Below are 13,977 nucleotides of genomic sequence, written 5' to 3' on the forward strand. Positions count from 1 at the left end.
GAGATCGGCAGGGAAAGATCATCTCAGCATGATCATTTTTCTGGTAAAAGCTTCCTTGCCGACTTCCAGCCTGCAGTAATAGACTCCGGAAGGGATATTCCTTCCGCTGGAGAGAGATGGATTCCACTCGAAGGTATGGTCTCCCGCGGGTTGTATTCCAAGGTCATATCTTTCAACGACTTTTCCCGATACATCATAGAACGTTATACGGACCCTGCTCCCGGAATTTACGCCCGCGATATGGAACGGAATTGAAGTCGCCGGATTGAAAGGATTTGGATAGTTCTGTCCGAGCGAGCTCGTCGATGAGGGAGTGATCGCCGATGCTTTTATCGGTCCATAACTTGCGGGGTTGTCGCTTCCGGCTTCCACTATAAAGTAATAATAGTCGATCTCCTTTTCCTCGCAGGAATCGAAATACCTGTACTCCGAAGAGGAGAATACGGGAAAATCATTACGCATACGCATCTGATAAAGATCAGGAGTCGTACCCCTGAAGATATTAAAACCGGCCTGATCGGAGCAGGATGATGTGAACCATGACAGTACGATCCCTCCTTCCACGCGTGATGCCGCGGCGGAGGAGAAATTTATACCTATCAGCGGCGTCAGGTGGACGGTTATCGAAGTGGACGATCCTGACACGGTATGGATATCAGTCACCGTCGTGTCCCTGTATCCGGGGGCTGATGCGAAGACCGAGAAGACACCTTCGGGAAGATGGGTGAAACAGAACGAATCGTCTGAAAAATCACATATCGTGCCGGATGGTGTGTTTTCCGAATCTAGAAGCGTAAGTACGAGATCGGCGGGCACTCCGAAATCGATATCCGATTCGACTATTCCATCGATAGACGCGTCTGGACGGGTCATGGAATATTCACAGGTCGTGTCGTTGAAGTGAAAAAAGTAATAACCCGGTTCTTCGAGTATCGCGGGGATGCTCGGAGGCGACCATTGATAGACGGCGATCCCCCAGCCGGAATAGCCGTAATCTTCTTCAATATCATAACCCCAGTGCATCGGCATATAAGTGTTGTCAGCGGTGAATTTGAAAAAGATCGTATCTGGCTGCCCCGGTTCGTCTATATACTTCAGTTTCCGCCAGAGATGGCTCCCGGCAGATTCCATATTATTTACCGGATCGTCAGGTTCGCACGTGATCCCGTTAAAATTCCCAACAAGCTGTATCGATTGAAAATCGGCCCCATCTGCATTGGCAAAGGGGAAGAGAAGGACGCAGAATACCAGGAAAAATTTTATGCATTGTCCAGCCACGATCATATCCTTATTCGGTGCGTATCTTAATCAAGTCAAACCCCAAAGGAATCTGATAAATTGTTACATAGATTATACCGAAAGCGGAAAAAATTGTCAATCTTAAAGATATACAAGCGATATCGGCTCTTTTCCTTTTCCTGGCAGACCTGCCCACAGGGTTTTGATTGAGTATATACACCCAGATCGCTATCCTGCTCACCGGGGCCCGCGGAAGGGGCCGGAGCCTCATGATTGTCGATAAGCGGGAACGATACTTGCAAAAAATCATCCTGGAGATGATCCTGGGCTGAAAGAGGCGTCGGAGGCTCCGCATCATCAGTGGCATCTGTATGCAGCGTAAATAGATAAGTACTTTTGGGGCCATTCGCAAGATGGAGGTCCTCGTTGCAGGATACGATTGAAAAGGAAACTTTCGAATCAAGAGAGCTGTATAAAAAAGCGCAATCGAGGATAATGAAGGGAGCTTTCGACGATGCTGAGAAGCTGATCGATGAAGCTCTGAGAATATACCCTGACAATCCCTTTTACCTGTCGGTCCGGGGGCTCTGCATAGGGATGAATGGGGATATCTTCACCGGTGAAAAACTCTGCCGGCAGGCTCTTGAGATGGCCAGTCGCAAAGATCCGATGCTCTACGTAAATATTGGAAGGCTTCTCCTGTCAGAAGGAAAACGCGCGGAAGCGCGCAAGAATTTCAAGAAAGCGTATGAGCTTGATAATACCAATTCTCCCGCCGCCCTGCAGCTTTCCAAGATGGGGGTAAGGAAGAAACCTGTCCTGAGGTTTCTCAGGAGAGACCACTTTCTGAATATACAGCTTGGAAGACTTCGACACGCTATAAACACGAGACGGGCCGGGCAACTGAAGAACATATAATCATCCCTCCGGTATTATTCGATTCACAAAAGAGGATTGAAAGAGTAGAATCTGGCTGCGTACATCCGGTACAGGCGGGAGGTCTATGGTCTTTTTCAACAAAAAAGAGCGTCTTTCGATTCTCCGTGCGGTAGTCATCGCCGCGGTCTGTCTTTCCCTGCCAGGGTGTGTCAGCCGGAAGGTAGATGATGCGGGGCATGCCGGGGAGCGGATCGATCACGAAACGGTGATCATGACGATGATAGACGCGCGGGATTACCAGGGAGTTGTAGATCTTACAGGAGAGATGATCTCGGGAGGGATCGGCAATCCGTGGCTTCTCGGGCAGAGAGCGCTTTCTCTCGGCGAGATCGGCCGGGTCGACGAAGCGATCACTCTCTTTGAAGAAATCATCGTCGAAGATTATATGAATTGTGAAAACCATCTGAATTTTGCCGTTCTTCTGATGAAAACGGGCAGGACCGGCCGTGCCATGACCGAGTTCTCCGAAGCTGGCAAGTTCTGTGGAGTAGAAAACCGCGCGGTGATAAAACGCAACCTAGCCGTCGCGAATATCAAGCTGGGAAGGGAAGAAGCAGCTCTGGCCAACGTGGAGGAAGGACTCGAAGGAGCGCCCGGGGACTCTTATCTGCTTGGACTTAAAGGAATGCTCATAGCTTCTTCGCGCCCCGCCGCCGCTGAAAGCCTTTTCTCCGTGGCGATTTCAGAGGGTGATATGAACGATGATTTCATCTATCAACTCGGGATTCTCTTCCTTACTACCGGAAGAGCGCGGGAAGCGATCCTGCCGCTTGAAAGATACTATTCCAGAAGACCTGATGACATTGAGGGAGGATTGAACTACGCCGAATCCCTTATCAGGTCCCGCAGTTTCGCTGACGCGGAGAAGGTCCTCCTCGAAATGGGCGGGGAGAACGGCGATTGGAAGATCGAAAGCAAGCTTGCCAGGATCTATTACGCGACGGAAAGGTTCAAGGAAGCGCTTGCCGTCTATGAAAATGGAGGTGATGATCCGAAGATACTCGACAGAGTCGCGATGTGTCTCCACTGGCTCGGCAGGACGGAAGAGGCGCTCGAAATAGAAGAAGGCGTCGTCAGGTCCCTTCCAGACTGGACGACGGGGATGATAAATCTCTCTGCCATGCTGGCGACTCTTGGCAGGCTGGACAGAGCCGGGCAGATACTTCAGAAAGTGCTTGAGATCGAACCGGACAATATGACCGCGGCCGTCAACCTTCGCAGGATAAAGGAATCAAGGGAAGACCCTTCCAGGGAATAAGATAAAATAAAAATTCCTTGTCTTTTTCGTAAAGATTTATATACAATACAGATCCTGGCGATACAGGTCCGAAACATTTCATTGCCTGATACCGTATTATAATTGAAGGTTTCAGGAATGGAGGTAAACAAGATGTACTGTCAACATTGCGGAAAAGAACTCGAAGAAGGCGGTACTTTCTGTGTCTATTGCGGGAAGGGATCAAGAGAGGAATCAAGATCCCGTGGGATGTACGGACATGAATTGACCAAGCTCAAGATCCCCGAGGAAACGAGGAATCCCGGGGTCGCCGCCGCGATAGGTTTCTTCCTGGGCTGGATCATGCTTGGTCCGGTAGGATATGTTTATCTCGGTCAATGGAACTGGTTCTGGCTGACTTTCGTGATCCAGATCTTCGCCGTACCCTTGACGGCAGGGGTGGCGTACGTCGTACTGCCTGTAGTATTCGCTATTCATCAATACCAGATGGCCAGGGAACTAAATGATAAATTGCTTGGGAAAAGAGTAGATGGAGCCGGAACCGGGGAGGCTGGCGGCGATCGATGGGACAAAGAGGATCAATGATCCGAAAGGGTAGATTGTGGATCGAAACCTGGCCCTCGAACTTGTCCGCGTGACGGAAGCCGCGGCACTTGCCTCAGCAAGATTCATGGGCAAAGGGGATCCTGACGGGGCCGACAGAGCCGCCGCTTCAGCCATGGAGCTCGCTATCAGCGGGGTCAAGATCACTGGAAATATAGTAATAGGGGACGACAGGGTCTCTGACCAGTCGAAGCTTCACCAGGGAGCCGTTGTCGGCAGTGGAGGGGATATGGAAGTCGACCTGTTGATCGACCCCCTCGAAAGCAGGAATTCCCTCGCTGACGGGCAGGCTAACGCGATCTCTGCTGTGGCGCTCGGACCCAGGGGCGTATTCTGTGATCTGGAATCGAGATATATGCAAAAGATAGTAGTCTGCCCTGAAGCAGCTGATGCTGTCGATCTCAGTTCCTCTGTCTATGACAACCTGGTCAGGATAGCGGCGGCGAAAAGAGTCTATGTGGAGGATCTCACCGTCTCGGTCCTGAACAGGGAGAAGCACAGGGGACTTATCGCCGAAATCAGAAAAACAGGTGCCAGAATCGAACTCTGCCGGGACGGAGACCTTGCTGCCGCCATTGCGGCGGCGATGCCTGGAACGGGAATAGATGTCTTTATGGGAATAGGGGATTCCAGACAGGGGATCATTGCCGCGGCGGCGCTTTCATGCCTTAGAGCGGGATTTCAGGTCCGCTTCGTTGACGAAGACGAACCGTTCGTTGACGGAAACGGTTCCGGAAAGATCTACAATATCTCCGACCTGGTCGAAAACGATAATATCATGTTTGCCGTTACGGGAGTCTCGAACAGCGATTTTCTCGAGGGCGTCATGTTTCGCCCGGGAGGAGCGCTTACGCACAGCCTTGTACTGAGAGGCAGATCGGGAACGATCAGATTTCTGAAGACCGAGCATTTCTTCGACAGGGATCCTGATTATACATAAAAGGGCCGGATTCTCATATGGGACAGGATCTTTTTTCACGTGACATTCGTCCACCGCTTGCCGAGAGGATGCGACCAAGGAACCTCGATGAATTTCTGGGACAGGATGAGATTATCGGTGAGGGGAAACTTCTCCGCCGCGTGATCGACAGGGGAAGACTGGAATCATCGATAATATTCTGGGGGCCGCCCGGGTGCGGAAAGACCACCCTTGCACATCTCATAGCCGGTTCGGTGGATTCCCATTTTGTTTTCTTTTCAGCCGTCACTTCGGGTATCGCCGATGTAAGAAGGATAGTGGCTGAAGCTGATCAACGGCTCAGGACGAGCGGTGTCAGGACGATTCTGTTCATCGATGAGATACACCGCTTCAACAAGGCTCAACAGGACGCTTTTCTCCCCCATATCGAAAACGGCACGATTGTCCTTATTGGGGCTACTACGGAAAATCCGAGTTTTGAAGTGATCGCTCCCCTGCTTTCAAGAAGCAGGGTATTTGTTCTCAGGCAGCTTGAAGAAAAGGATATAGTCGAGATAATGAAGCGCACGCTCACGGACAGTGAGAGGGGGTTCGGGAAAAAGAAGATCTCCGTTTCCGATCAGGATCTGTTTTATCTTTCTCATCTCGCCGCCGGAGATGCCCGTACAGCGCTCAATGCTTTCGAGATGGTGGTAGAATCGCTTGATGACGGAGGAGACCGGTTGATCCTGACGAGAGACTCGATAGAGGAGGCTGCCCAGACGAAAAGGATCTTTTATGACAAGAAGGGTGAGAGGCACTTCAATATAATATCGGCTCTTCACAAGTCTCTGAGAGGTTCGGACCCGGATGCTGGCCTTTACTGGCTTGCCAGGATGCTGGAAGCGGGAGAGGACCCTCTTTACGTCGCCAGGCGCCTTGTAAGGTTCGCTTCTGAGGATATCGGAAATGCAGATCCCCAGGCGCTGTCGATAGCGATGGCGGCGGCAGGAGCGGTCAGGTTTACCGGTATGCCTGAATGCAAGCTTGCCCTCGCCCAGGCGGTCACATATATGGCGCTGGCACCAAAAAGCAACTCTCTTTACCGGGCCTACGGCGAAGCGGCAAGCGATGTTTCTGAATATGGGGATCTTCCCGTACCGATGGCTATCAGGAATGCTCCGACATCCCTGATGAAGGAGACCGGTTATGGGGAAGGTTATAAATATCCCCATGATGATCCCGACAGTGTAGTCGATCAGGAATATTTCCCGGAAGAACTGGCGGGAAAACGCTACTACCACCCCGCTGACAGGGGATTTGAAAGGGATATGATCAAGAGGTTAGAATACTGGCAGAAGGTAAGGATGAAAAAGCGCGAGCTCGAGCGCAGCTGAACCTGATCGGCTTCGCCCGAACCGTTAAAAATTTTAACCCACCTCAATAAGTATAAACACTCATTTATCATAAACCTCCTGTTGACTTTTAAATGCAAGTATGTCATAATTCTCTATGTAAATGTATGTTCAAGCAGATTGAATATAATTCTGTACCGACTAAATATATAGGGAATTACGGGGCGCTACAGAGGAGAGCAACATGAGAAGAATACAGCCCCTGCATTTCTTCAATGCGATCGCGATAATATCGATAATCATGCTGTCTATCAGTCCCGGGGAGGCGTCCGCCCAGTGCTATGGGTCACTTGCGCTTTATCCCGGATTTTTCGAATATGACTACCTGGTAAGATATTGTGTGCATTTTGGCGATATTTCCCAGATCCCGGAAGATATAGAATGCAGTATTTCGAGAAACCGGCAGGAGGATATAGTCGAGGTCCCCATATATTGCTACAACGCTCATGAAGGCGTAAGTTATATGGAGTTCGCCCTTCAGTCCAACGATTCTATCCTCAGTTTTTCACCGCAGAACGGAATAACAGTGAACTATTCCACATATGATATCTATGAAAGCTCGTATCAGATGAACCTCACGCTCGCGGCGCCATCACTGTGTGGACCTTTCCTTGTCGGATACCTTTATATCGCCCCGGGCGCGGAAAGCGACCTCACATGGATCAATATAGTCGCCAACCGCCACACGCAAAGGATGTATACATGGGATGCCTTCAGCAGGGGCCACTATGCATTCACTCCTCATCATGGTGGCTATATCGGAGATTCCTGCCTTTTTACTTGCCAGCAGCCTCTCTGCGAAGAACCGAATATGCCGGTGACTGAACTGGTCGCGCAGGCTGGATATGCAAGTTCGGTCAAATTGACGTGGACTGCCGGTAGCGGTAACTACACGATCATCAGAGCAAGGACAGACAGGTTCCCTTCAGGGTACCTGTCCGGTCGTCTTGTCGTCGAGATGGAAACAGTCCCGGGACAGGAATATTATTTCTTCGATACAGATATACCCGACCTTGCTATTATTTACTATGTAGCGTGGTCTCTGACAATCGAAGAGGTCAGTAAGACATACCCCGCGTCACCTGCCTGCGAGGGGGAAATAGTCGAGACTTCATTTGTCGAGTGTGGGGCTACCGATACTACTTTCGTCCACCATGAGATCGCTGCAGAGAAGATGTCATGGGGCAGGATCAAGAGTCTCGGAAAAGAATAGACCGACTCTCGGATCGTAAAAATCGATAAAAAAATATAAAGTTATTGTGCCGGTTTGTCGATTCCCTGTGTGTGAACGGATATAATGTACAGGAGGTATACCGGTTTGGACAATTATTCAAATATACTGGAAAAGGAAGATATCCTGGTTGCCGAAGATGACAAGGATCTTCGGAGATTGCTGCAGTTCGATCTGGAATCGGGAGATTTCAAGGTGAGGCTTGCCGAGAATGGCCAGATCGCTCTGGATATGGTGAGGGAAAAGATACCTGATTGCATTCTGCTTGATGTCATGATGCCGGTGATGGACGGGTTCGAGGTCTGCAAGAGGCTCAAGTCGATGGACAGGACGAAAGATATACCGATTATATTCCTGACTGCCAGGGGAGCGACTGAGGACAAGGTGAAGGCGATGGGATTCAATGCGGATGATTATGTCCTCAAACCGTTCGATTTCAAGGAACTGATAGCAAGGATAAAACTGCAGATATCCAAGAATAATTCGAGAAAATACGAAGTCGGACTGATAAAGGAAAAAACCGTTCTGGCGGTCGTTGAAGAGTTGGCTGAACGCATATCGATGCCGGTCGAAAAATTAAGATCTGAATTCCTCAGGCTTGAAGAGATCATCGGAAATAATCAGAATGGGATCGATTCGCTCAGGGAATGCGAGATGGCCAGGCGGCAGATGAGGGAAGTATTCAACCAGATGCTGTCGGAAATCGACAGTTTTTATGAACCGGTAGAGGAAGGGGAGACTGTAGGGATATAAATTCTTACCCTCTCTCCGTTCACTTTTCCAATCCCGCCATGATCATCAGAGAGTATAATTCTTCAAGGCCTGAAAGGGCCAGGTCCGGTTTGCCGGGATAAATACCTTTCGTAACGGCCGTTTCGACAGTAATGACTTTTATTCCTGCAGCATGGGCGCTTATCACTCCTTTTTCAGCATCTTCGATCGCGAAGCATTCCCGTGGAGAGAGGCCGAGCGCTTCAATCGCCTTGACGTAGACTTCCGGATCAGGTTTTGTCCTTGCCACATTGTCTTTTCCAGTCACTGATGAAAAAAGATGGTCGATGCCGTTCAACGAAAGGATCGTATTGATATTGCTCTCATAAGAACCTGAAGCTATGGCGAGGATATATCCCGACCGGGCAAAGGAGCCGATTATTTTCAACGCTTCGGGGAATACGGGGATCATGCCGGACTCGCAATATTCCGAAAAGACAGGGTCCTTTTCGCGGCGGATCTCGTCAGGATCAAGATCGAGATCGTAACGGCTGATCTCACCTTCAGCTCCGCCACCGCGCGAAGTCCATTCTGTCCAGTATTCATCGATATCTATGAAATGGCCATTCGACTCAAAAACGGCGGAATATGCCCGGTAGTGCGCGGGCTCGGAATCTGCGATCACATTATCAAAATCAAATATGACAGCTTTGCTTTCTTCGAGGATCGATTTGAGGGTCTTGGCTTTGTCCAAATTCAGGCTCCTTTCAATCTGGATGATGCTGAATAAGAATTAATATCAGTGTGAAAGTCAATATTTAATTGACGTTTAGGATGTATTGTGATTAATTTCTCCGACAATATTATATTTCAGGAACCGGTCTGTTCTTTCCAGCGGGGGAATATTATGGAGGCGGAGATCTATAAAATAACTGATCTGCACTCCGAACTGCGTAAAGAGATAGAAAGACTCCCCGGACTGGAAGGATCTACCGCTCGAAAATCCAGGACGGAAGATATATTCGGGGCTTTCTCAAGTGACGGGAGTCTTCTCGGAGTAGTTACCGGGAAGAGGTTTGACGGAGATTGTCTTTTGAAGCATCTTGCCGTTAGGAGCGATTATCAGAACAAAGGTACGGGGAGTGGGTTGACCGGGAGATTTCTTTCATCCTACTCCGGGATCTGTGAAAGATGTTACGCTCTTTCTCTTCCGGAGATGAAAGGTTTTTTCGAACGTTTTGGATTTGAACAGGCCAGATCGGGTGCTCTACCCGATCATATAAGAGAGACTGAATATCTGCAGGATATCGAGATTGCCGGTATCGTTGTGATGATTCTGAAAATGCCGAAAAAATGGCCGATAGTTTAGTCGGATTATGTTATATTGACTTTCAATATAAAGACATCTCATGGTCGCGGGAAAGATTTTATGAAGACAGAAAATATTAACCGGCAATTCTCCATTTTTGCGATGAGTGACAAAGGGAAGGTGAGGGTGAGAAACGAGGATTACTTCGGGATCTTCGAGCCGGAAAGAGAGGAACTTCTTGTCGATCTTGGAGTACTCGCGGTAGTCGCTGACGGGATGGGCGGCCATTTTTCAGGTGAGCAGGCAAGTCGTCTTGCCGTGAAGGTGATGGGAGACGCGTATTTCAGAGGGGAAGGAGTACCCTCCATGGAGGCGCTTGGTCTCGCGTTCCGGGAGGCAAACAGAAAGGTCTTTGAAGAGATAGGAGAGGGAAGAAGCGGACTTGCCGGTACGACATGCACTGCTCTGGCCCTCTTTCCAGATCATTTTCATATTGCTCATGCCGGTGATTCTCGCGCGTACCTCGTGCACGGGGGGCGGATCACCCAGCTGACCGAGGACCACAGTGTCGTCGGCGAGATGTTCCGAAAGGGGTTGCTTGATGCCGAAGAAGCGAGGACGCACCCGCAGAGAAATGTTATCACAAGAGCGATAGGCCTCAGAGAGGATGTGACGCCTGACCTTTACGAATCGGTTGGATTTGTCAGAGGTGATGTCGTTCTTATCTGTTCTGACGGTTTGTTCTCAATGGTCTCTGATGAAGAGATAGAAAAAGCCGTTCTGGAAAATGATCCATCCGCCGCGTGTCAGAAGCTCGTAAACAGGGCGAACAAGGCTGGTGGAGCCGATAATATAACTCTCATCGTCGCCAGCAGTTCGAAGGGATAAAAAAGAGGGTATCTCCGATCTGTCGGGGCTATAAGGAACCGGTCGATCCCTCAAAGATCAGGTGATCTGGTCCCGGTGCTCCAGAGACCTGCCTTTGGTCGGGCAGGCCCCGCAGGGGGTCGTTCAGAAGACGACGTTTATCGCCACACCGAAAGATGTCCTGCCATCGATCCTGACCTCGAGAAGCAACTGGTATTCATCAGAGAATCTTATTTTCGCTCCGGCGTGGATCATCGTTTCGGTATCGGTGTCGTCATCGTCGCATTCGGGGCCGAGACCTTCGCATTGATCGCCATTGTGCAGGAATGAGGTATAGAGACCGATCGATCCGTAAGGCTCCACAGGAACCTGCGTCTCGGCTATAAGAGTCCCGCTGATCAGAAAGGCGAACCCGACCAGGCTGTAACCATTACTTTCCGCACGGAAGTGACCGAGCGAGAGATCGAGCGCCATATCGATCGGTACCGACGAATCATCGCCAGTAACGATGTATTTGAGATCGGCGCCGAACCCGGCGGAATTCCTTCCGCCCGACCGGTCGAATCCAAGCTGGAATCCCAGATCACTTCTGCCGCTTATCATAAACCGGGCGATTGCTCCAGTCCTGAACTGTTCGTCGGCGACTGACGCGAAGAGTCCTCCCTCTCCCTCTGAAGCGACAGTCGCGGTCGTGTACTGACCGAAAGTCTGTGCTTCCACCCTGGCAGAGGGGATCATTGAAGATAAAACGGCAAAAAATAAAAGAGAATTTCTTACAAGCTGACCAGGGGGCTTTCCGGGTAGTCTATTTATTTTCTTCAAGATAAATTTCCTCTTTCCTGTCTCGCATGATCGATCAACGAGTTTTCTTCCAGGACCGGGGAGAAAGGACTAACGAGAACCTCCCCGCTATCTGCGCCCGTGACCGATAATATATCACAGAAAAGCTGATTTACGGTACCCAAAAAAAGGTAGACCGGGGTACTGGAAAATGAAGGTCCACGGATATGAACTTATAGCATAATATGTTATAATATAATCAATTAAATAAAGAAGGGTATTTTTTTCGAGAAAATCAATAATTTGCTATTTTTTTGTTTGACGCCACAATATATTGTGTGGCAGTATGCCCTTGGCCCCAACATATTGAGATAATGTACAGGGTACCGGCAAGAAATCTAAATAATTATAAGCGATTGTAAAAACGGAGGTTAACATGTCTTCTGGTCGTCTCGCACCTCAAATATCGAACAATGCTCTCAGGGTCCTTGAAAAGAGATATCTACGAAAAAACGTGAAAGGGATAATCACTGAGACACCGGAAGAACTCTTTTCCAGGGTAGCTTCCGATATTGCGAGGGCAGAGAGACGCTACGGCGACAACGATAACAGGAAAAAATGGGAGGATGAATTTTATAATCGGATGGCGCAACTTGAGTTCCTTCCCAATTCACCGACGTTGATGAATGCCGGAGCCGAATTGCAACAGCTTTCAGCCTGTTTCGTTCTTCCGATTAACGATTCGATGGAAAGTATCTTTGAGACGATCAAGAACACGGCATTGATCCATAAAAGCGGGGGTGGAACGGGATTTTCGTTTTCGAGGATCAGGCCCAAGAATGACAGGGTGAAGACTACGAAAGGGATATCAAGCGGTCCTATCTCCTTCATGACGGTCTTTGATGCCGCGACAGAGACGGTAAAACAGGGGGGAACGAGGCGTGGAGCGAATATGGCTATCCTGCGGGTCGATCATCCCGATATCCTCGAATTTATAACCTCCAAGGAGGATAATAAGAAGCTCAACAATTTCAATATCTCTGTCGGAGTCACCGAGGAGTTCATGGAAGCGGTCAAGGCCGATAAGGATTACGAACTTCTTAATCCACATGGAGGGGATGTGATCGATTCGATACCGGCCCGCAACGTATTCAACATGATCGTTGAACTGGCCTGGAAGAACGGAGAGCCGGGAATAGTCTTTCTTGACAGGATGAACAGGAATAATCCGACTCCCCATGTCGGAGAGATAGAGAGCACCAATCCATGCGGAGAGCAGCCGCTTCTTCCCTACGAATCATGTAATCTCGGATCGATCAACCTTTCCCGGATGGTGAAAGATACCGGGGGGAGGAAAACGATCGATTTCGCGAAGCTTGGATCGACCGTAAGGGTCGCTACCAGATTTCTTGATGACGTGATCGACAGGAACAGATATCCGCTTGAAAAGATCAAGGAGATGACTCTTTCCAACAGGAAGATCGGTCTGGGAGTGATGGGATTTGCCGACATGCTGGTTCAACTCGGTATCCCTTATGATTCTGATGAGGCTCTCGAAGTTGCCGAAGAGGTCATGGGCTTCATCCAGAAGGAATCTCGCGATGTAAGTATCGAGCTGGCAGAAGAAAGAGGGGCTTTCCCGAATTTCAAGGGGAGCGTATACGATACAAAGGGAGCACCCAAGGTACGTAATTCAACGACCACGACGATAGCGCCGACTGGTACCTTAAGCATAATCGCCGGGTGTTCAAGCGGAGTCGAACCTCTCTTTGCCATTGCTTTCATAAGAAATGTGATGGACAACGATGAGCTGGTGGAAGTAAATCCGATGTTCAGGAAAATAGCTGTCGAAGAAGGATTCGATGGTGAGGAACTTATGAAAAAGATCGCCAGGGAAGGGACGGTGCAGGGGATCGAAGAGGTGCCTGAAAAATGGAGACGTATCTTTGTCACGGCGCATGACATAAAACCCGAATGGCATATCAAGATGCAGGCAGCTTTCCAGAAATATACCGATAATGCCGTATCCAAGACTGTCAACTTTCCAAAATCGGCGACGAGGAAGGATGTCGAGGAGGTCTATCTCAAGGCTTATGAGCTCGATTGCAAGGGGGTCACCATATACCGGGACGGTAGCAGGGAAGAACAGGTGCTCAATATCGGCAAGGTCAACCGGGCAGATGAATCGGGTGTCGGTGAAGCGTCGGTTGCAGAACCGTCTGCTGGCCACCTTTTGACCCCCAGGGCAAGGCCGTCTGTGACAGTCGGAAAGACGTGGAAGATGACGACCGGGTGCGGGAACCTTTATGTCACGATTAATGAAGATGAACATGGTCCCTTTGAGGTATTCACGCAAATGGGAAAAGCCGGCGGCTGCAGCGCTTCCCAGTCGGAAGCGATAAGCAGGCTTATCTCACTTTCTCTGAGGGCCGGGATCGATCCAAAATCGATCCTCAAACAACTGCATGGTATCCGCTGTCCAAATCCCGGTTGGGAGAAAGGTGGCATGATACTATCCTGCAGCGACGCGATAGCGAAGGCGCTTGAAAGGCATTTCATTGAAGAAAAACAGCAGACCGGAGAGAAAGTCAACAAGAAGACTGTGCACGCGGTCTCGCAGAAGGGCGTCGCGGGACTTTGCCCTGATTGCGGTGGAATGATGGAACATGAGGGTGGGTGCGCGGTATGCCGGGGATGCGGTTTTTCGAAATGCGGATAGTATAAGAGACCTTTAATACGGGGGGAGAC

13 protein-coding genes are annotated in these 13,977 nt (G+C 49.6%); 10 read left to right on the forward strand and 3 right to left on the reverse strand.

What is annotated here, in order from left to right; translation table 11 throughout:
• Window positions 1–18 precede the first annotated feature (18 nt).
• Complete coding sequence (locus JW814_03735) at window positions 19–1,278, reverse strand: T9SS type A sorting domain-containing protein (GenBank protein MBN2070548.1); 1,260 nt, start codon at window positions 1,276–1,278, stop codon at window positions 19–21.
• A 387-nt stretch (window positions 1,279–1,665) separates the two neighbouring features.
• Here JW814_03735 and JW814_03740 point away from each other — a divergent pair, with 387 nt between their 5' ends.
• The 7 genes from JW814_03740 (at window position 1,666) to JW814_03770 (ending at window position 8,315) form a co-directional block, all read left to right on the forward strand.
• Window positions 1,666–2,157 (forward strand): hypothetical protein, encoded by a 492-nt coding sequence (locus tag JW814_03740; protein ID MBN2070549.1) that lies wholly within the window; start codon window positions 1,666–1,668, stop codon window positions 2,155–2,157.
• An 85-nt stretch (window positions 2,158–2,242) separates the two neighbouring features.
• The gene (locus JW814_03745) at window positions 2,243–3,436 is read left to right on the forward strand and encodes a hypothetical protein (protein ID MBN2070550.1); all 1,194 of its coding nucleotides are present in this window, start codon (window positions 2,243–2,245) and stop codon (window positions 3,434–3,436) included.
• A 132-nt stretch (window positions 3,437–3,568) separates the two neighbouring features.
• Window positions 3,569–4,000, forward strand: a complete 432-nt coding sequence (locus tag JW814_03750; GenBank protein MBN2070551.1) for a zinc ribbon domain-containing protein — start codon at window positions 3,569–3,571, stop codon at window positions 3,998–4,000.
• Window positions 4,001–4,016: 16 nt separating this feature from the next.
• On the forward strand, window positions 4,017–4,958 hold the full coding sequence (locus JW814_03755) for a fructose-bisphosphatase class II family protein (GenBank protein ID MBN2070552.1): 942 nt from the start codon (window positions 4,017–4,019) through the stop codon (window positions 4,956–4,958).
• 17 nt (window positions 4,959–4,975) lie between these two features.
• A complete protein-coding gene (locus tag JW814_03760; GenBank protein ID MBN2070553.1) occupies window positions 4,976–6,313 on the forward strand; it encodes a replication-associated recombination protein A in 1,338 nt (445 codons plus the stop codon).
• Between the two features lie 202 nt (window positions 6,314–6,515).
• Complete coding sequence (locus JW814_03765) at window positions 6,516–7,544, forward strand: hypothetical protein (protein MBN2070554.1); 1,029 nt, start codon at window positions 6,516–6,518, stop codon at window positions 7,542–7,544.
• A 105-nt stretch (window positions 7,545–7,649) separates the two neighbouring features.
• Entirely contained in the window at window positions 7,650–8,315 is a 666-nt protein-coding gene (locus tag JW814_03770) for a response regulator (GenBank protein ID MBN2070555.1), read from the forward strand.
• Window positions 8,316–8,334: 19 nt separating this feature from the next.
• On the opposite strand, the gene JW814_03775 is transcribed toward JW814_03770, so the two are convergent.
• A complete protein-coding gene (locus tag JW814_03775; protein MBN2070556.1) occupies window positions 8,335–9,027 on the reverse strand; it encodes an HAD family phosphatase in 693 nt (230 codons plus the stop codon).
• An 87-nt stretch (window positions 9,028–9,114) separates the two neighbouring features.
• Here JW814_03775 and JW814_03780 point away from each other — a divergent pair, with 87 nt between their 5' ends.
• Together JW814_03780 and JW814_03785 are read left to right on the forward strand one after the other, a co-directional pair.
• Window positions 9,115–9,642: a GNAT family N-acetyltransferase gene (locus JW814_03780; GenBank protein MBN2070557.1), complete on the forward strand. Its 528-nt coding sequence runs from the start codon at window positions 9,115–9,117 to the stop codon at window positions 9,640–9,642.
• Between the two features lie 60 nt (window positions 9,643–9,702).
• Window positions 9,703–10,470, forward strand: coding sequence for a Stp1/IreP family PP2C-type Ser/Thr phosphatase (locus JW814_03785; protein MBN2070558.1), 768 nt, complete (start codon window positions 9,703–9,705; stop codon window positions 10,468–10,470).
• A gap of 123 nt (window positions 10,471–10,593) precedes the next feature.
• Here JW814_03785 and JW814_03790 read toward each other — a convergent pair whose 3' ends face one another.
• Entirely contained in the window at window positions 10,594–11,271 is a 678-nt protein-coding gene (locus JW814_03790; protein MBN2070559.1) for a hypothetical protein, read from the reverse strand.
• A gap of 394 nt (window positions 11,272–11,665) precedes the next feature.
• Between JW814_03790 and JW814_03795 the strand changes: the two genes are divergently transcribed.
• On the forward strand, window positions 11,666–13,948 hold the full coding sequence (locus JW814_03795; GenBank protein MBN2070560.1) for a vitamin B12-dependent ribonucleotide reductase: 2,283 nt from the start codon (window positions 11,666–11,668) through the stop codon (window positions 13,946–13,948).
• Window positions 13,949–13,977: the final 29 nt, after the last annotated feature.

The sequence above is a fragment of the Candidatus Krumholzibacteriota bacterium genome (assembly GCA_016932415.1).
In the GTDB taxonomy this organism is placed as follows: Bacteria; Krumholzibacteriota; Krumholzibacteriia; order Krumholzibacteriales; family Krumholzibacteriaceae; genus Krumholzibacterium.

Bases quoted from the DNA above. Each gene is read 5' to 3' on its own strand.
- JW814_03745 (MBN2070550.1), top strand. From the start codon at position 2,243: ATGGTCTTTTTCAACAAAAAAGAGCGTCTTTCGATTCTCCGTGCGGTA.
- JW814_03750 (MBN2070551.1), top strand. From the start codon at position 3,569: ATGTACTGTCAACATTGCGGAAAAGAACTCGAAGAAGGCGGTACTTTC.
- JW814_03795 (MBN2070560.1), top strand. From the start codon at position 11,666: ATGTCTTCTGGTCGTCTCGCACCTCAAATATCGAACAATGCTCTCAGG.
- JW814_03765 (MBN2070554.1), top strand. From the start codon at position 6,516: ATGAGAAGAATACAGCCCCTGCATTTCTTCAATGCGATCGCGATAATA.
- JW814_03785 (MBN2070558.1), top strand. From the start codon at position 9,703: ATGAAGACAGAAAATATTAACCGGCAATTCTCCATTTTTGCGATGAGT.
- JW814_03760 (MBN2070553.1), top strand. From the start codon at position 4,976: ATGGGACAGGATCTTTTTTCACGTGACATTCGTCCACCGCTTGCCGAG.